Origin of the sequence: Dactylosporangium sp. CA-139066 (assembly GCF_050936175.1) — a bacterium.
Lineage (GTDB): Bacteria > Actinomycetota > Actinomycetes > Mycobacteriales > Micromonosporaceae > Dactylosporangium.
Genome location: NZ_JBNJNH010000001.1, coordinates 5090249 through 5112802 on the forward strand (window position 1 = coordinate 5090249; position 22554 = coordinate 5112802).

Here is a 22554-nt window from a genome sequence, read left to right on the forward strand (position 1 = left end):
GACCAGACGACAGCGACAGCCAGGCAGAAGGCAACCGGTTGCCAACCATACGCCGGCGTGGCAAGTCCTGGCAACACGTGGCAACCGTTTGGCGTGACGGGTGGCGGTACCGCAGGGTCGTGGCATGGCGAAGATCCCCGTGCCCCTGCGGCTGGACCCCGACCGTCTCCTGCCGGCCGACCCGGCGGTCCGGCCGGTCGCCCGCCGGCTGTACGAGGCGGTGCGCGACCGGCCGATCATCTCGCCGCACGGGCACGTCGACCCGCGCATGCTGCGCGACGACGCGCCGTTCGCCGACCCGGCCTCGCTGTTCATCCAGCCCGACCATTACGTGACGCGGATCCTGCACGCGCACGGCGTACCGTTGCGGCGGCTCGGGGTCGGGGAAGGCCCGCTGCCCGAGGACCGCGCCCGCGCCGTCTGGCGGGAGCTGTGCGCGCACTGGGCGGCATTCCGCGGTACACCCGTGCAGTATTGGCTCGCCACCGAGCTGCACGACATCTTCGGCGTGGCGCAGCGCCCCGACACCGCCGACCCCGACGCGCTGTACGACGCGATCGCCGCCCGGCTGCGCGAGGACGCCTACCGGCCGCGGGCGCTGCTGCGCCGCTTCGGCATCGAGTTCCTGGCCACCACCGACGACCCCGCCGACGACCTCGAGGCGCACGCCGCCCTGGCCGCCGACCCCGGCGTGGCGGCCCGGGTCGTGCCGACGTTCCGCCCGGACCGCTACCTGGAGCCCGGCCGCCGCGACTGGCCCGGGGCCGTCAAGCGCCTCGGCGCCGTCGCCGACGCCGACACCGGCCACTACGCGGGGTTCGTGGCCGCGCTGGAGGCCCGGCGGCGGTACTTCATCGAGCGCGGCGCCGTCTCCACCGACCACGGCCACATCGACGCCGCCGCCGCGCCCCTCGACCCGTCCGACGCGGCCCGCATCTACGCCCGCGCGCTGGCCGGCGAGGCGACGCCGGCGGAGGCGACCGCGTTCCGCCGCCACATGATCCTCGAGATGGCCCGGATGTCGTGCGACGACGGGCTGGTGATGACCGTGCATCCGGGGGTGTACCGCAACCACCACCCGGCGTCGCTGGAGGCCTTCGGACCGGACACCGGCCACGACATCCCGGTCGCCGCCGAGTTCACGCGCGCCCTGCAGCCGCTGCTGGCCCGCTACGGCACCCACCCCAACCTGCACCTGGTCCTGTTCACGGTCGACCCGTCGGTGTACGCCCGCGAGATCGCCCCGCTCGCCGGCTTCTACCCGGCCGTGTACGCCGGTGTCCCGTGGTGGTTCCTGGACAACCCGGCCGCGATCCGCGGCTTCCAGCAGGCGGTCACCGAGATCGCGGGCTTCGGCCGGCTGTCGGGCTTCATCGACGACACCCGCGCGTTCTGCTCGATCCCGGCCCGCCACGACATGTCCCGCCGCCTCGACGCCGGGTTCCTCGCCGGCCTCGTCGCCGAGCACCGCCTTGAGGAGGACGAGGCCCTCGACACCATCGAGGCGCTCGTCACGACCCAGCCGGCGAAGGTCTTCAAGCTGTGAGCCGCCGCCGGCCGCCCACCCGGATCGTCCACCTGGGACTCGGCGCCTTCTTCCGGGCCCACCAGGCCTGGTACACCCACGCCGCCCCCGACGCCGCCGAGTGGGGCATCGCCGCGTTCACGGGCCGCTCATCCGCCCTGCCCGACGTGTTGCGCGCCCGCGACGGCGTCTACGACCTGGTGATCCGCGGCCCGCAGACCGACGAGACGGTGGTACCGGCGTCGCTGAGCGAGGTCCACCCCGGCACCGACGTCGCGGCCTGGCGCCGCGTCTGGTCCAGCCCGCGGACCGCGATCGCGACGCTGACCGTCACCGAGGCCGCCTACGCCGACCCGGCGCTCGCCGCCCGCCTGCTCGACGGCCTGTCGGCCCGCCGTGCCGCCGGCGCCGGCCCGATCGCGATCGTCCCGTGCGACAACCTGCCGTCCAACGGCGACGTGCTGCGCACCGCGGTGACGGCCGCCGCCGGCCCGGCCCTGGCGTCCTGGATCGGCGAGCACGTGTCGTTCGTGTCGACGATGGTCGACCGCATCACCCCCGCCTCGCCGCCCGCCGCCCCGGTCGTCACCGAGCCCTACCACGAATGGGTCCTCAGCGGCGACTTCCCCGCCGGCCGCCCGGCCTGGGAGGTGCCCGGCGCCCGCTTCGTCGCCGACGTGCGCCCCCACGAGCAGCGCAAGCTGTGGCTGCTCAACGGCGGCCATTCCCTGCTCGCGTACGCCGGCGGCGCCCGCGGCCACGAAACCGTCGCCGACGCCGTGGCCGACCCGGCGTGCCGCGCGCAGCTCGAGCGGTGGTGGGACGAGGCGTCGCCCTGCCTGCCGCTGCCGCCGGCCGAGGTGGCCGACTACCGGGCGGCGCTGCTGCGACGCTGGTCGAACGGGCGCATCCGGCACCGCCTCGAGCAGATCGCGGCCGACGGCTCGCAGAAGCTGCCGGTGCGCGTCCTGCCGGTCCTGCGCTCGCAACGAGCGGCGGGCCGCCTGCCGGCCGGCGCGGCCGGCATCCTCGCCGCCTGGATCCGCCACCTGCGCGGCGGCCCGATCCCGGTCCGCGACGCCGGCGCCGCCCCGTACGTGGCCGTCGCGTCGTCCGCCCGGGCGGTCCTCGCCCGCCTGGCCCCCGACCTCGCCGACGACCGGGAGCTCGCCGCCGCCGTGGAACCCTAGGCGGCCGCGGCGACCGCCTCCGCGACCACGAGGTCCTGCCACGCCATGCCCGAGCCCTTGAACAGCACGATCCCGTTGCCCGGGCGGGCGGCGGAGCGGACCGCCGTGCGCATCGGGATCAGGTCGGTGGGGGAGAGGGCGCCCTCCGCGACGGCCAGGATCACGTCGCCGCACTCGCGCAGGGCCGTGGCCGGGTCCTCGACGACGACCGCCGCGCGGGCGCACAGGGCCGCGTCGACCTCGCGGGCGTCGGGCTCGTGCGAACCGACGGCGATCACCGCCGCGGTGTCGCGCAGCAGCGCCGAGTCGAACAGCGGCGTGCGGGCCGTCGTCGCGCACACGACCACGTCCGCCGCCTCGAGCGCGGCCGCCACCTCGGGCGTGCCGGCGCGCAGGAACCCGGAGCCCGGGTCCGGGTGGCGCACGACAACGGCCACGGCGGACAGCTGCGCGACCGCGGACAGCGCCGCGATGTGGCCGGTGCCCTGCGGGCCGGCGCCGAAGACGACCGCCCGCAGCGGGCCGGCGGGCAGCGACGGGCGGATCGCGGCGACCGACACCGCGGGCGTGCGCAGCGCGGTCAGGGCGGCGCCGTCCAGCAGCGCGACCGGCCGGAGCGTCGGCCCGTCGAAGAGCACGTAGACGGCGCTGATGCGGGGCAGGCCGCGAGCCGGGTTGGCCGGGGCGACGGCGGCGATCTTCACGCCCGCGTGCGCGGCCGAGGCGGCCGGCATGAGCAGCAGCTCGCCCGCCGGCACCGGCACCGAGGAGCGCGGCACGCCGGCCGCCGGGTCGACCGGGCCGCGCAGCGCCGACTCGATCGCGGCGACCGCGGCCGCGGGCGGCACCCGGCGCGCGATGTCGGCGGCGGAGAAGTACGGGATCATCGCAGCACGAACCCGGGCACGAGAGGGTCGTCGGGGTCCACGACGAACTCGTGGGTGCCGGTCGGGTACGCCATCCCGGTGATGACCGGCGAGGGCTCCGCGAGGGCGGTGAAGCGCGAGCCGACGATCGAGTCGTGGACCAGGGTGGCCCCGGGCGGCAGCTCGCCCGTGGCCATCAGCGTGGCCACCCGGGCCGCGGTGCCGGACCCGCACGGGGAGCGGTCCAGCTCGCCGTCGGCGAAGATGGTCACGTTGCGCTGGTGCAGCGGTCCGACCCGCTCGTAGAGGATCGTGCCGTAGATGCCGCTGAGCCGCTCGTCGGTGGGGTGGCGGGCCACCGGGTGGTCGTTGAGCGCCCACTTCACCTCGCGGCCCAGCGCGATGAGCGCCTGGTGGTGCTCCGGGGCCACGCTGAGGCCGGCCGCGGCCGCGTCGACCTGGGCGTAGATCGCGCCGCCGTAGCTCACGGCGGCCTCGACCGGGCCCCGGCTCGTCGGCACCTCGACGGCGGCCGCGATCAGGAACGACGGCACGCTCACGAAGTCGACCGCGGTCACCTTCCCCGCCGTGCGGTGCACGCGGGCGGTCACCCGGCCCGACGGGACGTCGATGACCACGTCGGCGCGGCCGTCCGCCGGCGCCGGGACCCGGCCCGAGCGGACCGCCCACACGCCCAGGGCGATGGTGCCGTGCCCGCAGGCGGTGGAGAAGCCGTCCTTGTGCCAGAACAGCACGCCGAGGTGGGCGCCGGCGTCGTCGGGCGGGACGAGGAACCCGCCGTACATGTCGGCGTGGCCCCTGGGCTCGAAGCAGAGCAGGCGGCGCAGGCCGTCGACCGCCGGGTCGGCCATCGCGAAGACCCGCCGCTCGGCCACCGTCGCGCCGCGGATCTCCACCGGCGGCTCGGGAACGATCCGGAACGGCTCCCCGCCGGTGTGGAAGTCAACCGTGCGCATCCGCCCGAGCGTACCCCCTGCTCATCGACCCGCCGGGTCCGCCGCCGCGCCCCCGGGATCGGACATGCAGGGGCGGCCGCCACGGTGCCCGCGACGCAGCAGCACGGTGCAAGCCGTCGCAGTACACCACCTGGAACCGCGTCGTCACGGCGACGACGGTAACGGCCGCGCCGCGCCGAAGGGATATCCGGCGTTCCGGCGCCGTTCATGCGGCGATGGCACGCTTCGCGGCGATGGTCACCTTCAAGCTGGCCCCCGGCGACTGCGTGATCTTCGACAACACCCGGGTGCTGCACGCCCGCACCGCGTTCGCCGACGCGGCCGGCTCGTGGGACCGCCACCTGCAGGGCTGCTACGCCGACCTCGACGCTGTGCAGTGGATCACATCGCCGGACGTTGTTGCAAATAACTGGCGATAGCGAAAGACTGCCAACAACCTAGGAGGCGGTCGTGCACATTCCGGACGGATACCTGAGCCCGCAGACCAGCGCCGTGTTCGGCGCGGCCATGCTGCCGCTGTGGTGGCAGTCCGCGCGGCGCGTGAAGAAGGTCGTCAAGAGCCGCTACGTGCCGCTGGTCGCCCTCGGCGCCGCGTTCTCGTTCGTGGTCATGATGTTCAACATCCCGATCCCGGACGGCACCACCGCGCACGCGGTCGGCGGCGGGCTGATCGCCATCCTGCTCGGGCCGTGGGCGGCATGCATAGCCGTGTCCATAGCCCTGCTCATCCAGGCCCTGTTCTTCGGCGACGGCGGCATCCTGGCCTTCCCGGCCAACGCCTTCAACATGGCGGTGGTGCTGCCGTTCGTCGCCTACGGGGTGTACCGGCTGCTGACCCGCAACACCGCGCTCACCTCGAGCCGGCGCGTCTGGGCCGGCGCGGTCGGCGCCTACGCCGGGCTCAACGCCTCGGCGCTGGCCGCCGCGGTCGAGTTCGGCGTGCAGCCGGACCTGTTCCACAAGGCCGACGGCACCCCGCTCTACGCGCCGTTCCACCTCTCGCAGACAATCCCGGCGATGATGCTCGCCCACCTCGTCGTGGCCGGCGTCGTGGAGGGCGTGCTCACCGGCGGCGTCGTCGCCTACCTGCAGCGGGCCAACGTGCCGCTGCTGCGCATCAACGCGCCCGAGGTGCCGCTCACCGCGGCCGAGACGCAGCGCCGGCCGGTCAGCCCGCTGCGCGCCGCCCTCGTCACGCTCGGGATCATGGCCGTCATCAGCCCGCTGGGGCTGCTGGCGCCCGGCGGCGCGTTCGGCGAGGACGCCCCCGAGGACCTCGACCTGGCCAAGTACCATCTCGGCGCGGTGCCCGAGGGGCTGCAGAAGTACACCGACTTCTGGGGCAGCACCCTGCTGCCCGACTACGGCGGCGGGAGCTGGTGGCAGTACATCCTCTCGGCCCTGATCGGCGTGGTCGTCGTCGCCGGCCTCGTCTTCGGCGTCACCTGGCTCATCGGCCGGCTGCGCGGCGGCGAGCGGGAGGCGGCCGACCTCGACTCCCCGCCGGTGCACTCATGACGACCCCGGCGTGGCTGCTGGAGCCGGAGCTGGGCCTGTGCCCGTGCGGCTGCATCGGCAAGCGGCGCAAGGGCAGCTTCGTGGCCAAGACCCTCGCCGGGGCGACCGGCGTGCTGCGCCAGGCGATCTTCTCCGAGGACATCGCCAAGAGCCCCGGGCTGCTGCAGCGCCTCGACCCGCGGGTCAAGCTCGTCACGATGGTCGGCCTGCTCATCGTCGTCGGGCTCGTGCACTCCCTGCCGATCCTCGCCGGCGCCTACGTCGCCACCGTCGCGCTGGCCGTCGCCTCGGGGCTGTCGCTGAGCTTCTTCATCAAGCGCGTCTGGTTGTTCATCCCCATCTTCACCGGGATCGTGGTGCTGCCGGCCACCCTGTCGATCGTCACGCCCGGGCACGTGCTGCTGCCGCTGTGGACCTGGCACGGCCACACCCACGGCGTCACCGAGCAGGGCCTGCACGGCGCCGGGATCATCATCGCCCGGGTGGCCACCTCGATCTCCCTCGTCGTGCTGCTCACGCTCACCACGCCCTGGGCCCGGCTGCTGGCCGCGCTGCGCGGGCTCGGCGTGCCGAAGATCTTCGTGCTCATCATCGGCATGGCCTACCGCTACCTGTTCCTGCTGCTCGACTCGGTCGACGACATGTACACCGCGCGCCGCGCCCGCACCCTCGTCGCCGACACCGGCCGCGCCGCGACCGCGAGCGGGCGCAAGTTCGTCGCCGCCGGCGCCGGTACGCTGTTCGGCAAGGCCCACCAGCTCTCCGAAGAGGTGCATCAGGCGATGACCGCCCGCGGCTACGCCGGCGACGCCCGCACCCTCGCCGGCTTCCGGCTGCGCGGCGCCGACATCGCGTTCACGCTCTTCGCCGCCGCCCTGGCCGCGGCGATCCTGGTGGCGGATCACAAGGTGGGACGATGACCACGGTCTTCGAGTGCAAGGACCTGCATTATCGGTACGTCGAACGCTTCCCCGCCCTCGACGGCGTCAGCCTCCGGGTCGGGCGCGGCGAGACGGTCGCGCTGCTCGGCGCCAACGGCTGCGGCAAGTCCACCCTGCTCAAGCTCCTCGACGGCCTGCTCTTCGCCGAGCGCGGCACCTTCACCGCGTTCGGCGAGGAGGTCACCGAGGACAAGCTCGAGGACGAGCAGTTCAACCGCGGCTTCCGCGCCCGCGTCGGCTTCGTCTTCCAGAACTCCGACGCCCAGGTCTTCTCCCCGTCGGTGCGCGAGGAGATCGCGTTCGGCTGCCTGCAGCTGGGCCTGGACCGGGCGACCACGAGCGCCCGGGTCGACGACGTGCTGGAAATGCTCGACATCGCCGACCTCGCCGACCGCGCCCCGTTCCAGCTCTCCGGCGGCCAGAAGAAGCGCGTCGCCATCGCCTCGGTCCTCGTCATGAACCCCGAGGTCCTGCTCTTCGACGAGCCGACCGCCGCCCTCGACCCGCGGACCCAGTTCTGGCTCATCGAGCTGCTCGAGCAGCTGCGCGCGGCCGGCAAGACCATCGTCCTGGCCACCCACGACCTCGACACGCTGCCCGACCTCGCCGACCGGTGCGTCGTCTTCAGCGAACAGCACCGGGTGATCGCCGACGCCCCGACCGCCCAGGTCCTCGACGACCGCGACCTGCTGCTGTCGGCCAACCTCATCCACGCCCGGGCCGCGCTGCGCTCCTGACCGTTGACACGGTGCGCGACCCTGCGGGTATGCCGCGGTATGAGGGCGGCCGTCAGTCCGGCTGCACCGTCAAGGGCACGTCGCGCTGGTCGGTCACGCGGGTGTACGAGCCGCGGTAGCGCATCCGCAGCTTGAACGCGCCGCTCGCGCCGGCGGCGAGGACGAACGTGACGTACAGGCCGCGCAGCGAGTCGCCGCCGCTGAGGCTCGCGACCTTGGAGTCGGTCGGCGCCACCTCGGTGTTGTCCGGGCGGACCAGGCGGAAGGCGTCGTGCCCGGCCTCGATGCCGATCTCGGTGCCGGTGTACTCCGCGTCGTAGGTGCAGTGCACCGACCGCTCACCGTCGCTCACCTGCCGGAACCGCTCCGGGATGGCGGCGCCCGCCGTGCACTGCACGTTGGTGAACTTCAGCTGGTGCATCTCCGCCTGCGCCGGGCTCAGCACCGGCTGCGGCTGCAGCGCCACGAGCCCTTCGGCGCCCGTGAAGGGCACCTTGGCCAGGCGCTGGGAGTTGGCGCCCAGCACGACGACGCCGGTCGCCGGGTCGACCTTCTCGGTGATGCGGAAGGCGACGGTGGCGTCGATGTACGAGCCCGCCGGCGCGGTCAGCGACGAGCCGAGGTAGCGGCCGTTGTACGGCCCGCTGCCGAACCGCACCGAGAACGGCACGGCGGTGTCGACGCCCTCGTCGCTGTGGGCGAGGTTGGTGGCCCGCACGCTGACCACGAGCGCGGAGTCGGCGTCCGCCGGGTCGTAGACGGCGTCCTTGATGTGCAGCTGGAACCCGGCGAACCAGGCGTCCTTGTCCACGTGGAACGTGCGCTTGCCGCCGGGCCCGGCCACTGCGGCGGGGTTGCCGGTGGCGGTCGCCCGTGCGCCGTCGCCCTGGGTCGGGTCGTCGCTGCCGCGCGACGCCGTCCAGGGGTGCCAGATGAGCAGGCCCGCGACCAGCGCCGCCACCAGGATCGCGGCGCCCGGCACGCTCCTGCGGCGCGGCGGCGGCGCCTGCCCCGGCGGGACGGAGGCGGCCGGTGCGACGGGTGCGGCGGGGCCGCCCGGCGGGGCCGGCGGGGGCGGCGGGGGAGCCGCGAACGTGGCGGCCGGCGGCGCGATCACCGGCGTGCCGGCCGCGGCGACGCTGCCGGCCGCGACCACCAGCTGCGGCTCGTCGACCAGCGTCGGCGCCACCCCGAACCGCTGGTGCAGCATCGTCGCCACGAGCGGGATGCGGCTGGACCCGCCGACGAGGTACAGCGCCGTGAGCCCCCGCGGGTCGACGCCGGCCTGCCGCAGCGCCGCGCCGACGAGATCGGCCGTCCGGGTCAGCGGCGGCGCGGCCACCGCCTCGAACTCCTCCCGCGACAGGTACGCCTCCACCTCCAGCAGCGGCACCCGCACCGTCGCCGACGTGGTCCGCGACAGCTGCTCCTTGGCCCCGCGCACGTCGTCGCGGAACCCGCGCAGCACCCGCCGCCCGGCCGCGTCGACGGGCTCGACGAGCCGCCGCCACTTCCGCGCGTCCCCCGCACCCGCGGTCCGCCCGATGTGCTCGGCCAGCGCCGCGTCGAGATCGATCCCGCCCACGTCGTCGAGCCCCGCGGTGGCCACGATCGCCCACCCGGCGTCGGTGCGCCGCAGCACGGAGACGTCGAAGGTGCCACCCCCGAGGTCGTACACCGCGATCGTCGCCCCGGCCGGCAACGGCCGCCCGGAGGCGCGGGCATGGAACGCGGCCGCCGCGACCGGCTCCGGCACCAGCGTCACGCCGGGCAGCCCGGCGGCCTCGGCGGCCCGCAGCAGCACATCGCGCCGATGGGTCGCCCACGAGGCCGGATGGGTGAGCACGGTCCGCCCGACCGGGGCGCCGGCATGGCGTACCGCCTCGTCGTGCACCCGCCCGAGCACGGCCGCGATGAGCGCGTGCACCTGCACCTCGGCGTCCCCGAGCAGCACCGTGCCCTCATCGACGCGAAGCTTGGGGTTGGGCTCGCTGCGCCCCGGGTCCGACAGCGCGTTGCGGGCCGTGTCCCGCCCCGTGAGCAACTGCCCGTCGGCCGTGAGATGCACCCCCGAGAGCAACAGCGGCGACGCGTCGAACAGCAGCGGCACGGGCGCGCCCGCACCCTCCGGATCGAACAGGACGGCGGCGGTGTGCGTGGTGCCGAAGTCGATGCCGAGCAGCATCCCGACCCTCGCTCTGCGTTTAGGAGACGTTGGCCCCGCGGCTCGCGATGCTATAGGAGCCCATCAACGTGTTGCGGCTCGGCCAGGGCTCCCAAATATTGACGGATGGATGACGGGAACCGGCTGGCGGGGCTGCTCGCCGAGCAGGCCGCGTCCTATCGGGCCGTTCCGATGAGGAGCTTATCGAGGGCGAGCACTCCCCGGTCGTCCAGCGCCGGCTCACCGACGGGACGGCCTACCGGATCGTCAAGGTCCCGCATCGGCCCGCGGACCTCGAAGCGCAGCTCGACCGGTCGCCGGGGACGATGTCCGGGGTCGTGGCGCGCCGGTCGGTGCGGCGGACCGGGCCCTCGAGGTCGAGCAGGGAGGCGACGCCACCCGCGGCGCCGGTCAGCACGATCATGGCAACGACCCCAGCGTCGGGCACCATTGGAGGGTGATCAGTATCGAGCTGGCGGGCGAGCTGCGGGACGCGGGGCTGGACTGGCGGCCGCGGCCGGGGGACCGGTTCGCCATCCCCGACCGGGGCCTCGACGACCAGACGTTCGTGCTCAGCGACATGATCGCCCAGGTGCACGAGCTGCCGTTCGGCAGCACCGTGATCGGGTTCAACGGGACCACCGAGTGGGCGCTGGACGACGTGGAGCGCGACGAGGCGATCTGGCTGCCGCGCGAGGACCAGCTGCGCGACCTGCTCGGCGGCGGGTTCCGGCGGCTCGAGCGGGCCGGCGACGGGTGGCGGGTCACGGTCGACGGGCAGGCCGACACGTTCGGGGCGGGGCCCGAGGACGCGTACGCGCTGGCCCTGCTGCGGCGGCTCAAGGAACGGGAGTAGCCTGCGCGGTGTGGATCTTCCCGAAGGCCTGCTCCAGCTCCTGGAACTGCCCAGCCTCTGCTACCTGACCACGCTCATGCCCGACGGCTCGCCGCAGATCACCCAGACGTGGGCCGACACCGACGGCGAGCACGTCCTCATCAACACCGTCCGCGGCCACCAGAAGGTGCGCAACATCGAGCGTGACCCGCGCGTCGCCGTCGCGATCGGCGACAGCGCCGAGCCGCGCCGCTACTTCCAGGTCCGCGGTCGGGTGATCTCGGTGACCGAGGACGGCGCGGCCGAGCACATCGAGAAGCTCGCCCACCGCTACCTCGGCGGCCCGTACCCGTGGTTCGGCGGGCGGGACCAGGTGCGGCTGCTGCTCACGATCGAGGCCGACCGGATCACCGGGCGCTGACCGGCGGTCACGGGCGGGCCAGGCGCTCGCGGGCCTCGGCCGCCGCCGGGTGGCCCGGCGTGTCGAGCAGGTCCAGGGCGCGCTGCCAGTCGGCGCGGGCGGCCTGCCGGTCGCCGGCGGCGAGGCGGGTGTCGCCCAGGTGGACGAGGACCTCGGCCGTGGAGGCGCGGTCGCCGAGCGAGTCGAAGAGGCGGATCGCCTGCTCGTAGGCGTGCCGGGCGGCGTCGAGGTCGCCGAGGCGGTGGTGGGCGAAGGCGATGCTGTCCCAGGTGCCGGCCATGGCGTGGCGGTCGCCGGCCTCCTCCTGCAGCGCCAGGGCCTGCCGGCACAGCTCGAGGCTGTGGGCGTGGTCGCCGAGCTGGGCGTGCAGCCAGCCGGCCGCGCCGAGGGCGCGGGCCTGCCACAGCCGGTCGCCGGCGGCGCGGAAGCGGGCGACGGCGTGCTCGGCCTGGGCGAGCGCCTCGCGGTGGCGGCCCTGCTGCTGCAGCATCCAGCCGACGCTGTGGTGGACGCGGCCCATCCCGGCCTGGTCGCCCAGGCGCTCGTACAGCTCGAGGGCCCGGCGCAGGTGGGCCTCGGCCTCCTCGTAGCGGCCCAGCCGGGCGAGGGTCCGGCCGGTGTCGCGGTGCACGTGGGCATGGGCACTGCCCGGGAGCTCGTCGAGGCGGCGCAGGGCGTCCAGCGCGGCCTCCTGGGTGGCGATGAGGTCGTCGAAGCGGCCCTGCCAGTCGAAGTACGTCGTCAGCGTCCACGCCAGCCGCCAGGCGTGGGCGTCGAAGCCGTCGTCGGCGGCCCGGCGTACCGCCGAGGTCAGCACCCGGTGGTTGGCCGCGAACCAGTCCAGGGCCCGCTCGGGCCCGTCGAGCCGGGGCACGGTGACGCCGTCCAGCGGCGGGGCCGGGCCGACCGACTGCCGGGCCGGGTCGATGAGCATCGCGGCGGTGTGCGCGGCGTGCAGGTGGTGGTCGAGGACGCGGTGCAGCGCCGCGCGCCGCTCCGGCTCGGCGTCGGTGGCCTGGGCGCGCTCGGCGGCGTAGCGGCGCAACAGGTCGTGGAAGCCGAACCGGCCGGGGGCGTGCTCGGTGAGGAGATTGGCCTCCACGAGGGTGGCCAGCAGCGCCCGCGCCCGCGGCAGCGGCAGGCCGGCCAGGCTGGCGGCGCCGGGCGCGGTGAAGTCCGGGCCGGGGTGCAGGCCGAGCAGCCGGAACAGCCGGGCGGCGGCGTCGTCGAGGGCGCGGTACGACCACGAGAACACCGTGCGCACGTCGGTGGCCGGGTCGCCGCCGTCGAGCGCGGCGAGGCCGCCGGCGGCGTCGCGCAGCTGCGCGGCCTGCGTCGACAGCGGGGCGCCGGGGCGGATCGCGGCGTGCGCGGCGGCGATGGCCAGGGCCAGGGGCAGCCGGGCGCAGCGGGCGATGATCTCGTCGGCGGCGCCGGGCTCGGCGGCCACCCGTTCGGCGCCGAGGCGGCGGGCGAGCAGGTCGCGGGCCTCGCCGGCGGAGAGCAGGTCCAGGGCCAGCGCGTGCGCGCCCTCGGCCGCGACGAGTGGGGTGAGCTGCCGGCGGGCGGTCACCAGGACCAGGCAGCCGGGGGCGCCGGGCAGCAGCGGCCGGACCTGCTCGGCGTCGCGGGCGTTGTCGAGGATGACGAGGAGCCGGCGGCCGGCGACCGTGCTGCGGTACAGCGTGGCCAGCGCGTCGGTCCCGGCCGGCAGCGCGTCGGCGGCGACGCCGAGCGCGCCGAGGAAGCCGCGCAGGGCGTCGGCCGGCTCCTGGTCGCGCAGGTTGGCGTACAGCTGCCCGCCGGGGAAATGCCGCGCCGCGCCGTGCGCCCAGTGCACGGCCAGGCTCGTCTTGCCCACACCGGGCGGGCCGGTCACCGCGCAGACGACGACGGCGCCCGGGTCGAGCAGGGCGTCGAGCCGCGCCAGCTCGGCCGCCCGGCCGGTGAAGCCGCGCACGGCGAGCGGCAGCTGCGCGGGCACGGCGCGGCCCGGGCCGGCCTGGTCCAGCGACGGGTCCTGGCGCAGGATCGCCGCCTCGAGGTCGCGCAGCGGCTGGCCCGGGTCGAGCCCGAGGTCGGCGGCCAGGGCGCTGCGCAGCCGCCGGTAGGCGGCCAGGGCGTCGGAGGGGCGGCCGCCGCGGTACAGCGCGAGCATCAGCTGCCCGTGGACGCGCTCGTCGAGCGGGTGGTCGCGGGCCAGCCGCTCGAGGTCCGGCAGCACCTGCGCGTGCTCGCCGAGCAGGAGCCGCGCGTCGACCAGCGCGGTCCGCGCGGCGACCCACAGGTTGTCCAGCCGCTCGGCCTCGGCGTCCAGCCCGGCCAGGCCGGCCACGTCCTCCAGGGCCCGGCCCCGCCACAGCGCCAGGGCCGCCTGCAGCAGGCCGGCCCGCTCGGCCGGAGCGCCGGCCCGGTCGGCCTGCGCGATGAGCCGCTCCGCCCGGGCCGCGTCGGTCGGGTCGGCCGGGCCGAGGTCCAGCACGTACCCGGGCGGGCGGGCCCGGATCGCGTCCCGGTCGCCGAGGACCTGGCGCAGGTAGGAGACGTGCCGCTGCAGGGTGTTGAGGGCGGTCGCCGGCGGGTCGTCGCCCCAGACCGCCTCGATGAGCCGGTCGGTGCTCACGATCTCGCCGTGGGCGACCGCGAGCGCGGCGAGGACCGCCTTGCGCCGCAGCCCGGAGATCTCGCGGACGGCGCCGTCCACCTCGGCGTCGACGGGGCCGAGGAGCCTGACCTGCATCCGCTCAAACTATCGCCGCCGCGACCGCGCCCACCAGCGTGAACCGGCCCGGCCGCGCATCGACTTCACGGCGCGGCCCACCACGGCCCCGGCACCGCCGCCTGCGGGCCGGGCGTGCTGCCGCAGTACGTGCTGCCCGCCGCGCCGGCCACGTTCACGGTCGCGCTGTCAGGTGTTGGTGCCGCGGGCCGACACCCGCCAGCGGTCCACCACCGCGCCGCGCTGCGCCACGAGCAGTTCGTCGGCGAGGTTCACCGCGTTGCAGCAGTGGTTGGGCACCACGGTGACGACCGCACCGAGGGCCGGCGCGGGTTCGCCGGCGGGCAGCTGGACGACCGCGTGGTGCTCCCACAGCCCGGTCACCGTCGCCCGGGGATACGCCGGCAGGTAGCCGTGGCCGTCCACCCAGGGCGAGCGGTCGGCGCCGAGGACCTTGCTGCCGGCGTCGAGGACGAACCGGCCGGGCGCGGGCCGGCTGACCACCGTCGCCGCGGCGGCCAGGGCGAGGTCCTCCGGCGCACAGGTGCCGATGCCGAGCTGGATGGCGTCGTTGAACACGTACACGCCGGGCCGCAGCTCGTTCACCGCGCCGGGCCGCCACTCGCCGGCCGTCGGCGTCGACCCGCCGCTGCGCACGCGGGCCTCGAACCCGCGGGCTTCCAGGGCCGCGGCGGCCTCCGCCAGGGCCCGCTCCTCGTCGCGGGCCGCCCGGGCGCGCGCACCCGGATCGTGCGCATAGCCGTGGCCGGGGAACGTGAACACGCCCGCGACCGCGAGACCGGCGCCGGCCGCCGCCTCGGCCAGGGCGCCGGCCTCGGGCGGGGCGACGCCGGTCCGCCCGCACCCGCAGTCGACCTCGATCAGCGCCTCGACCGGGCGGGCCGTGCCGCGCAGGGCGTCGCCGAGCCGGCGGGCGGCCTCGGCGGAGTCCACCCCGACCCGCAGCCGCGCCGCGCCGGCGAGCCGGCCGAACCGGCGGGCCTTCGGCGCGTCGAGCCACAGCGGGTACGCGATGAAGAGATCATCGACGCCCGGCCGGGCGAACGCCTCGGCCTCGCTCAGCGTCGCCACCGACAGCCCCGATGCCCCGGCCGCGCGCTGCCGGGCCGCGATCTCGGCGCATTTGTGGGCCTTGGCGTGCGGCCGCAGGGCGAACCCGCCGGCCCGGGCGGCCGCCGCCATCCGTTCGATGTTGCGATCGAGCACGTCGACGTCGACCACGAGCGCCGGGGTGCTCGTCCCGTCCGGCAGTTCCACGGCGCCACCCTATCGGGGGAGCGGTTCAACACCGTCGTGTTGCTGACAGGCGGTTCCGTATCACCCTGAGCAACCCGCCGTCTTTCTGACCGCTGATGCACCGAGCGGACGGAGGGAGCGGCGATGCCTGAGGGAGTCATCTCGGCCACGACCGGGGCGCTGCTGCGCTGGGCGGCCGGGGCGGGCCTCACGGCCGTGGCCGGGCCGCCGGCGGCGGAGTCGCCCGCTCCGGCGTACTGCTGGCTGCTGGCCCTGCTGCCCGAGCAGGAGCTGCGGCCCGGCACCGGCGCCAACCCGGTGCGGCTGCGGCTGCGGTACCTGCTGTGCGCCGGGCGCCCCGACGACCTCGAGCCGCTCGACCGGCTCCTGGAGGCGAGCATCGGCGGCCCGTACCAGCCGGTGTTCGAGCCGGTGCCCGAGCAGATCTGGTCCGCGGTGCACGTCGCGCCGCGGCCCGCCTTCTACGTCGACGTCGTCGCCCGCCTCGACCGGCCCCGGCCGCCCGCCCCGCGGGTCACCGCGCCGCTGCGGCTGGACACGGCGCCGATGCGGGCGGTCGCCGGCGTGGTCCTCGGCCCCGGCGACGTGCCCGTCCCGGGCCTGCGCGTCGAGACCGGCGACGGCCTCGCCGCGGCCCACACCGACGGCGCCGGGCGGTTCACGCTGCCCGGGCTGCCCGCCGACCGGCCGATCACGCTGCGGCTGACCGGCCGCGGCCGCCAGTTCCACCACCAGGTCCCGGCGGACGACCCGCGGCCCGCGGTGATCCGCTGCGAGTTCAGAGAGGACTGACATGCCACACTACGCATCCCCGGGCGTCTACGTCGAAGAGGTCAGCGGCGGCGCCCGCCCCATCGGCGCGGTCGGCACGAGCACGGCCGGTTTCGTCGGTACCGCACCGGTGCCCGACGCCCGCCGCAACGAGGCCGTCGCGATCGGTTCGTGGTCGGAGTTCCTGCGCATCTTCGCCGCCGACGAGCGGGCCGCGAGCACGCCGCTGTCCCGCGCCGTCTACGGCTTCTTCGACAACGGCGGCGGCCGCTGCTACGTCGTGAACGTCGCGCAGGGCGAGCCGATCGGCGGCAGCGGCCGCACCCGCAGCGGCCTGGCCCTGCTCGAGGCGATCGACGAGGTCGCGATCGTCGCCGCCCCCGGCTACAGCGACCCGCTGTCGCACGAGGACCTGCTCAAGCACTGCGAGCTGATGGGCGACCGGGTCGCGATCCTCGACCCGCCGGAGGAGATCACCGACGTCGAGCGCCTCACCCGGGTCGCCTCGGCCACCCCGCCGAAGGCCAAGCCCAAGGCCGACGACCAGGCCCCGCCCCCGCCGAACACCAACGACGGCGGCCTGCGCCCCCGCCAGTCCGACTATGGCACCTTCTACCTGCCGTGGCTGGTCGTGCGCGACCCGCTGAGCGGCGAGGTCGTCTCGACCCCGCCGAGCGGCCACGTCGCCGGCGTGTGGGCCCGCACCGACACCGTGCGCGGCGTGCACAAGGCCCCCGCCAACGAGCCGGTCCGCGGCGCCGTCGACCTCGCCTACCGCGTCACGCGCGCCGAGCAGGAGCTGCTGAACCCGGCCGGCGTCAACTGCATCCGGTACTTCCCGGCCGAGGGCATCCGCATCTGGGGCGCCCGCACGCTCGCCGCGGAGGCGTCGGAGTGGCGCTACCTGAACGTGCGCCGCCTGTTCAGCATGCTCAAGGAGTCGATCGGCGACGGCACCCGCTGGATCGTCTTCGAGCCGAACGACGAGCAGCTGTGGCGCTCCATCCGCCGCGACATCGGCGCGTTCCTGACCCGGGTCTGGCGCGACGGCGCCCTCATGGGCAGCACCCCGCAGCAGGCCTTCTTCGTCAAGTGCGACGCCGAGACCAACCCGCCGGAGGTCCGCGACGCCGGCCAGGTCGTCGCCCTCATCGGCGTGGCGCCGGTCAAGCCGGCCGAGTTCGTCGTCTTCAAGCTCAGCCAGTCCTCCGTCGGCACCGAAGCCCAGTAAGGGAGTTCCTCGCGATGACCAGTCCCACCCCGGCGGCCCAGCCCGGCAATTGGGTCGATCCGTACCGCGCCTACAACTTCAAGCTGCTCATCAACAACGTCACCGAGGGCCACTTCACGGAGGTCACCGGCCTGGGCGTCAAGGTCGAGCGGATCTCCTACCGCGAGGCCGGCAACAACAGCATCGTCCGCGCCATCCCCAGCCGCGTCACCTACCCGCCGGTCACGCTGAAGTTCGGCCTGACCAACTCCACGGAGCTGTGGGACTGGCTGATGTCCGCGGTCGAGGGCCGCGTGAGCCGCCGCAACGCCTCCATCGTCCTGCTGGACTCCGCGGGCTCCACGGAGGTCCTGCGCTGGAACCTGCTCAACGCGTGGCCCCAGGAGTGGTACGGCACCCCCCTCGACGCCATGACCCGCGAACTCGCCATCGAGACGCTGTCTCTGGCCCACGAGGGCCTGCAACGAGAGGCCGGCGGTGGGCCCGCTGCGTAGCGCCCTGTCCGCGCTGCGCCGATCGATGTCATCGCGCTCCCGGGGCCCGGCGTCGCCGCCGGCCCCGGCCGCCCCCGCCGAGCCCGAGGCTCCGGAGACGGCCGCCCCGAGCGCGACGACGGACCTCGAGCCGGCCGCGGACGCTTCGACGGCCGCCCGGGGCGCGGACGACCCGACGACGGCCGCCCAGGGCGCGGACGAGCTGACGACGGCCGTCCAGGGCGCGGACGGCCTGACGACGGCCGCCCGGGGCGGGGACGACCCGCTGACGGTCGCACAGGGCGCGGACGACTCAGCGACGGTCGCACGGGGCGCGGACGACCCGGCGACAGTCGCAAGGCCGCTGGGCGCACCGGCCGACCCGCGGTCCGCCCCGGAGCACTGGCTGGCGGCGATCCGCGAGCGGGCGCCCCAGCTGCTGACCGGCGACAGGATCGGCGGCGTCGCCCCGACACCCCGACCGGCGTCGGAGCCGGCACCACCGCATCCGCACGCGGACCCGAGCGCCCCCGAGACCTCGACGGCGACGCCGGGCTCGAACCAGGCGGCAGCGGCTTCGACCGCGGCCACAGGCGGGACCGAGACCACAGCCACGGCCGTGACCGGAACCGTGGGCTCGACCGAGACCGAGACTGCGGCCACGGGCGCGACCGGGTCCGTGGGCTCGACCGGCACAGCGGCCACGGGCGCGACCGGGTCCGTGGGCTCGGCCGGCACAGCCGCCACGGGCGGGACCGGGGCTGCGGGGCCGACCGAGACCGGGGCCGGGGCCGGGGCCAAGGCCGGGGTTGTGGGCGCGACCGGGACGGCTGGCGAGACCACCACGGCGGATTCAGTTGTCGCGCCGCTAGGAACGACGGCGTCCGGCCAGCGAGTGCCGGCAACGTGGCCGGACCCGCACGCCGCGACGACGTCGGAGCGCACGCGTGGATCGGAGTTCGAGTCGGCGGCGACGCCGGCAGTGGGCCCGGGAACGACGACGGCAACGAGGCCGTCGGTCGAGTCCCGGAACCAGGCGGGCGACGACGCGACAGTGACGGAAGACGGGCCGCAAGAGGAAGAACCGAGCGCCGCCGGCAGGTTGGCGGCGTGGGCTGACCAGACGGAGCCGGCGGCAAGAGCGGGAAGCGTACCGGCGACATCGATCGTACCTCCGTCCGCCGACGCCGTGGGGGCAACACCGGCCGCCGGTGACGGTGGGCGATCGAGTCGACGCTCAACGTGGGGACCTGCGGCCGCTTCGAGGGGGGCGGCCGCAGGACAAGCCGGCGACGAGCACGGGCGGCGGGCGGTCATGGTCGGGGCCGGAGGGTTCGGACCCGAGCTGCGCGACGCGTGGACCGGGTGGGAATTCCCCCCGGATGACGCAACGGCGGACGGACGGGCGGGTCGCGCGTCGGGATGGGGCGACGCAGCTGCGGCTGGCGGGCCGGATCTGCACGCGGCCAGGTGGGCGGGTCGCGCGTCCGGATGGGGCGACGCAGATGCGGTCGGTGGGCCGGATCCGCACGCGGCCGGGCGGGCGGGTCGCGCGTCGGGATGGGGCGACGCAGATGCGGCCGGTGGGCCGGATCCGCACGCGGCCGGGCGGCGGGGGGCCGTCCCGGACGCGGCGACCGGTGGCGGGAGGGGATTCCCCGCGGACGCGACGACCGGCGGCGGCAGGGGATTCCCCGCGGACGCGGCGACCGGTGGCGGGAGGGGATTCCCCGCGGACGCGACGACCGGCGGGGCAAGGAGATTCCCCGCGGACGCGGCGACCGGCGGCGGACGCGGCATCCCCGCGGACGCCGTGAACGCCGGATGGCCCACCCTGCCGGACGACACACCACAGTGGACGTTCGTCGTAGGGCCCAGCCGCCGGGAACGCGCGACATACCTGGATGAGGAACAGCGAGGGCTGCCATGGAACGCGTAGCGTTCATCGTCGATGACACCGGTGAGCGGATCGACTGCCTGCTCAACCCGGAGACGTTCGAGGTCAAACGGCTCGCCGGGATCCGGGCCTTCGCGGCCGGTGGGGAGCGCCTCGTCGGGCGCGGGCGCGCCGACGACCCGGTGCGCTTCACCGGTGGCGGGCGGACCGAGCTGCTGCTCGACATGGTGTTCGACGTCGAGCTCGTCGAGTCCGGCAACGCGCCGCAGGACGTCCGGCAGCTGACCGCGCGGCTGTGGAACCTCGCCGAGAACTCGGCGCAGGAGCGCGGGGCCGTACGGCCGCCGCTCGTGCGGCTCGTCTGGGGCAAGTCCTGGAACGTGCCGGGCGTGGTGTCGGCCATCGCCGAGCGGTTCGACGCGTTCAACGCCACCGGCGCGCCCGGGCGGTCGTGGATGCGGCTCAAGCTGCTGCGCGTCGACGAGCCCGAGGACGGGGCCGCGCGGTCCTTCGACGAGGAGCTGGCGCAGACCGCGGTCGCCAAGCCCGACGCCGAGCGGCCCGCGGCCGTCCAGGCCGTCGGCGGGGGGACCGACGGGCAGGGCACCAGCGGGGTGCGCATCGACCTGCTCGCCGCCGAGGCGCTCGGCAGCCCGATGCACTGGCGGGACCTCGCCGCGCACAACGGCGTGGACAACCCGCTCGACGTGCCGGCCGGCAGCGTCATGGCCGTGCCGTCCGCCGGGGGCCCGTCATGATGCCCGCGGTCGAGATCACCGCCGGCGGCGCGCCGCTGGCCGGCACGTGCCGGGCCATCGCGGTCCGGGTCGCGGCGCGGCTGTCGATGCCGGCGCAGTGTGAGCTGACGCTCGACGATCCCGACGGGCGGGCGCTCGAGCTGCTCGGGGCGCCGCTGGCGATCCGGGTCGCCGAGGAGGACGGGGTCCTGTTCGCGGGCGAGGTCACCGGCGTGGACCTGGTGCGCGGGGGCGACGGGGAGACCGTCACGCGGGTCATCGCGTACGACCGGCTGCACCGGCTTCGCAAGCGGCAGACGCTGCGCTGCCTCGAGCGGGTCGACGCCGCCGACCTCGCCGGGATCGTGTGTGAAGGCCTGACGGTCAGGGCCGAGGCGCGCGGGCCGCGGTTCGAGCGGGTCGTACAGCACCGGCAGCGCGACCTGGAGCTGCTGACCGAGACGCTGGAACGGGTCGGGCTCTATGTCGCGCTCGACGGCGACGACCTGCGGGTGCTGACGCTGGAGGGGTACGGGCCGCCGGTTGTCCTGCGGTACGGCCGCAATCTGCACCGCGTCGAGGTCAGCGCGAGCCTGGAGCGCGCCGCCGCGACATGCGCGGCGCTGGCGTGGCGGCCCCGGACGGCCGACGTGCTCACCGCGGCGGTGGAACAGCCGCGCAGCAGCAGGGACATCGCGCTGAAGCCGGAGATCCAGGCCTCGCTGACGCTCGTCGACGAGACGGCCGGCAGCGACGACGAGCTGCTGGCGGTGGCGCAGGGGGCGCTGGACGCGAGCGCGGCGCGGACCGTCGTGCTCGACGCGGTCGTGGCCGGCGACGCCGGGCTGCGGCCGGGCCGCCGGGTGCGGGCCGACAACGTCGCGCGGGCGCTCGACGGGACGTACGTGCTGAGCGAGGTGGTCACGACCGTCGACGCCGACGGGTACCTCGCGACGATCTCGACCCGGCCGCCCACCCGGCGCCTGCCCAACCCGGCGACGACGCTGAGCCTGGGCGCGGTCACCGCCGTCGACGACCCGGACGGCTGCGGCCGGGTGCGGGTCGCGCTCGGCGCGCACGGCGGGCTCGACCTCGGCTGGCTCGCCGTGCTGGTGCCGGGGGCCGGCGCCGGGCGCGGCCTGGTGGTACTGCCCGACGTCGGCGACCCCGTGCTCGTCGCGCTGCCGCACGAGGCGACCGGCGACGCCGTGGTGCTCGGCGGGCTCTACGGCGCCACCAAGGCGCCCGACGGGGCCGGCGTGGCCGGCAAGAGCGTGCGCCGCTGGTCGATGCGCACGTCGGGCGGGCAGAGCGTGGTCGTCGACGACGACCGGCGCTCGCTGCGGCTGCAGAACGCGGCCGGGTCCTACGTCGAGCTGACCCCGGACCTGCTGCGCCTGCACGCCGAGACCGACCTGCTGCTCGAGGCGCCCGGCAAGGGCATCACCGTCCGGGCCGCGTCGGTGGACTTCGACCATTCGCCACTAGGACTGCCGGGAGGCATCGCATGAAGGTCGTGACGAAGGACGCCACCGTGCGCTGCGGCCACGACGGCCGCGTGCAGAACGTGGCGTCGCAGCACTGGGTCCGCATCGGCGGCGGCGACGTGCTCGTCGACAGCGATCCGGAGCGGCGCGGGATCGTCGCCTGCCCGAACATCGGCCCGACGATGAAGCCCTGCACCACCACCCTGGCGGTGATCTCCGGCTACAGCTCGTGGGTGCGCATCGGCGGCCAGGCCGTCGTGATGTCCAACCTGGACGGTCTCACCGACGGCACCGTCCCGGGCACCGTGCACTACACGGTGCGCGAGCCGGGGCAGACGTTCGTGGCGGTGGACGCATGAGAGCGATCCGTTTCGCCGGCGCCGGCTCGGCCGGCTACGGCGCGGGCACCGGCCCGGTCCTCACCTCCGCCGGGGCGCTGTCCATGGTGGACGGAGATGCCGCCGTACGGCAGGCGCTGCTGTTGCTGTTGTCCACGACGCCCGGCGAGCGGCTGATGCGCCCCGAGTACGGCTGCCACCTCAACCGCCTGCTGTTCGCCCCCAACGACCACACCACGGCCGGCCTCGCCGTGCACTACGTGCGCCAGGCCGTGCAGCGGTGGGAGCCGCGCGCCGACGTCGTCGAGCTCGACGCCGCCGCCGACCCCGACGTCCCGACCCGGCTCAACATCCGGCTGCGCTACCGGGTGCGGGCCACCGCGACGCTCGACGTCATCGACCTGCCGCTGGACCTCGGCACACCGAAGCCCTAGAACCCGGGAGCCCCG

General features: G+C 75.5%; 21 protein-coding genes. 15 read left to right on the forward strand and 6 right to left on the reverse strand.

Annotated elements, in window-relative coordinates:
- Positions 1-124 precede the first annotated feature (124 nt).
- Both uxaC and ACQEVU_RS23325 read left to right on the forward strand, forming a co-directional pair.
- Entirely contained in the window at positions 125-1546 is a 1422-nt protein-coding gene (gene uxaC / locus ACQEVU_RS23320) for a glucuronate isomerase (RefSeq protein ID WP_433326887.1), read from the forward strand.
- Complete coding sequence (locus tag ACQEVU_RS23325; protein ID WP_433326889.1) at positions 1543-2715, forward strand: mannitol dehydrogenase family protein; 1173 nt, start codon at positions 1543-1545, stop codon at positions 2713-2715. The genes uxaC and ACQEVU_RS23325 overlap by 4 nt, the downstream gene beginning before the upstream one ends.
- On the opposite strand, the gene ACQEVU_RS23330 is transcribed toward ACQEVU_RS23325, so the two are convergent.
- Entirely contained in the window at positions 2712-3602 is an 891-nt protein-coding gene (locus ACQEVU_RS23330) for an ornithine cyclodeaminase family protein (protein ID WP_433326891.1), read from the reverse strand. The two genes, ACQEVU_RS23325 and ACQEVU_RS23330, sit on opposite strands and share 4 nt — an antisense overlap.
- The gene (locus ACQEVU_RS23335) at positions 3599-4558 is read right to left on the reverse strand and encodes a proline racemase family protein (RefSeq protein ID WP_433326893.1); all 960 of its coding nucleotides are present in this window, start codon (positions 4556-4558) and stop codon (positions 3599-3601) included. Before ACQEVU_RS23335 ends, ACQEVU_RS23330 begins: the two co-directional genes overlap by 4 nt.
- Before the next feature lie 215 nt (positions 4559-4773).
- Here ACQEVU_RS23335 and ACQEVU_RS23340 point away from each other — a divergent pair, with 215 nt between their 5' ends.
- From ACQEVU_RS23340 to ACQEVU_RS23355, 4 genes are read left to right on the forward strand one after another with little or no spacing between them, the layout of a single operon-like run.
- On the forward strand, positions 4774-4977 hold the full coding sequence (locus tag ACQEVU_RS23340) for a TauD/TfdA family dioxygenase (protein WP_433326895.1): 204 nt from the start codon (positions 4774-4776) through the stop codon (positions 4975-4977).
- Positions 4978-5008: 31 nt separating this feature from the next.
- Positions 5009-6076: a cobalt transporter CbiM gene (cbiM, locus tag ACQEVU_RS23345; protein ID WP_433326897.1), complete on the forward strand. Its 1068-nt coding sequence runs from the start codon at positions 5009-5011 to the stop codon at positions 6074-6076.
- Positions 6073-6996 (forward strand): cobalt ECF transporter T component CbiQ, encoded by a 924-nt coding sequence (cbiQ, locus tag ACQEVU_RS23350; RefSeq protein ID WP_433326899.1) that lies wholly within the window; start codon positions 6073-6075, stop codon positions 6994-6996. Before cbiM ends, cbiQ begins: the two co-directional genes overlap by 4 nt.
- On the forward strand, positions 6993-7754 hold the full coding sequence (locus ACQEVU_RS23355) for an energy-coupling factor ABC transporter ATP-binding protein (protein ID WP_433326901.1): 762 nt from the start codon (positions 6993-6995) through the stop codon (positions 7752-7754). Before cbiQ ends, ACQEVU_RS23355 begins: the two co-directional genes overlap by 4 nt.
- A gap of 52 nt (positions 7755-7806) precedes the next feature.
- Here ACQEVU_RS23355 and ACQEVU_RS23360 read toward each other — a convergent pair whose 3' ends face one another.
- Together ACQEVU_RS23360 and ACQEVU_RS23365 are read right to left on the reverse strand one after the other, a co-directional pair.
- Complete coding sequence (locus tag ACQEVU_RS23360) at positions 7807-9939, reverse strand: Hsp70 family protein (protein ID WP_433326903.1); 2133 nt, start codon at positions 9937-9939, stop codon at positions 7807-7809.
- 235 nt (positions 9940-10174) lie between these two features.
- Positions 10175-10342 carry a hypothetical protein gene (locus tag ACQEVU_RS23365; RefSeq protein WP_433326905.1) on the reverse strand — a complete coding sequence of 56 codons (168 nt, stop codon included), beginning with the start codon at positions 10340-10342 and terminating at the stop codon, positions 10175-10177.
- Positions 10343-10375: 33 nt separating this feature from the next.
- Between ACQEVU_RS23365 and ACQEVU_RS23370 the strand changes: the two genes are divergently transcribed.
- Together ACQEVU_RS23370 and ACQEVU_RS23375 are read left to right on the forward strand one after the other, a co-directional pair.
- On the forward strand, positions 10376-10774 hold the full coding sequence (locus ACQEVU_RS23370) for a pilus assembly protein CpaE (RefSeq protein WP_433326907.1): 399 nt from the start codon (positions 10376-10378) through the stop codon (positions 10772-10774).
- 10 nt (positions 10775-10784) lie between these two features.
- Positions 10785-11174 (forward strand): PPOX class F420-dependent oxidoreductase, encoded by a 390-nt coding sequence (locus ACQEVU_RS23375; protein ID WP_433326909.1) that lies wholly within the window; start codon positions 10785-10787, stop codon positions 11172-11174.
- 7 nt (positions 11175-11181) lie between these two features.
- Here ACQEVU_RS23375 and ACQEVU_RS23380 read toward each other — a convergent pair whose 3' ends face one another.
- Positions 11182-13914, reverse strand: a complete 2733-nt coding sequence (locus ACQEVU_RS23380; RefSeq protein ID WP_433326911.1) for a BTAD domain-containing putative transcriptional regulator — start codon at positions 13912-13914, stop codon at positions 11182-11184.
- A gap of 168 nt (positions 13915-14082) precedes the next feature.
- The gene (locus tag ACQEVU_RS23385) at positions 14083-15171 is read right to left on the reverse strand and encodes an alanine racemase (RefSeq protein WP_433326913.1); all 1089 of its coding nucleotides are present in this window, start codon (positions 15169-15171) and stop codon (positions 14083-14085) included.
- A gap of 123 nt (positions 15172-15294) precedes the next feature.
- On the opposite strand from ACQEVU_RS23385, the gene ACQEVU_RS23390 reads away from it, so the two are divergent.
- The 7 genes from ACQEVU_RS23390 (at position 15295) to ACQEVU_RS23420 (ending at position 22539) form a co-directional block, all read left to right on the forward strand.
- Positions 15295-15963 (forward strand): carboxypeptidase-like regulatory domain-containing protein, encoded by a 669-nt coding sequence (locus ACQEVU_RS23390; protein WP_433326915.1) that lies wholly within the window; start codon positions 15295-15297, stop codon positions 15961-15963.
- A 1-nt stretch (position 15964) separates the two neighbouring features.
- Positions 15965-17173 (forward strand): phage tail sheath family protein, encoded by a 1209-nt coding sequence (locus ACQEVU_RS23395; protein ID WP_433326917.1) that lies wholly within the window; start codon positions 15965-15967, stop codon positions 17171-17173.
- 14 nt (positions 17174-17187) lie between these two features.
- Complete coding sequence (locus ACQEVU_RS23400; protein WP_433326919.1) at positions 17188-17667, forward strand: phage tail protein; 480 nt, start codon at positions 17188-17190, stop codon at positions 17665-17667.
- 1905 nt (positions 17668-19572) lie between these two features.
- Positions 19573-20301 (forward strand): hypothetical protein, encoded by a 729-nt coding sequence (locus ACQEVU_RS23405; RefSeq protein ID WP_433326921.1) that lies wholly within the window; start codon positions 19573-19575, stop codon positions 20299-20301.
- Positions 20298-21791 carry a phage baseplate assembly protein V gene (locus ACQEVU_RS23410; RefSeq protein ID WP_433326923.1) on the forward strand — a complete coding sequence of 498 codons (1494 nt, stop codon included), beginning with the start codon at positions 20298-20300 and terminating at the stop codon, positions 21789-21791. The genes ACQEVU_RS23405 and ACQEVU_RS23410 overlap by 4 nt, the downstream gene beginning before the upstream one ends.
- Positions 21788-22126 (forward strand): hypothetical protein, encoded by a 339-nt coding sequence (locus ACQEVU_RS23415; RefSeq protein ID WP_433326925.1) that lies wholly within the window; start codon positions 21788-21790, stop codon positions 22124-22126. Before ACQEVU_RS23410 ends, ACQEVU_RS23415 begins: the two co-directional genes overlap by 4 nt.
- Positions 22123-22539 carry a GPW/gp25 family protein gene (locus ACQEVU_RS23420; RefSeq protein ID WP_433326927.1) on the forward strand — a complete coding sequence of 139 codons (417 nt, stop codon included), beginning with the start codon at positions 22123-22125 and terminating at the stop codon, positions 22537-22539. The genes ACQEVU_RS23415 and ACQEVU_RS23420 overlap by 4 nt, the downstream gene beginning before the upstream one ends.
- Positions 22540-22554 lie beyond the last annotated feature (15 nt).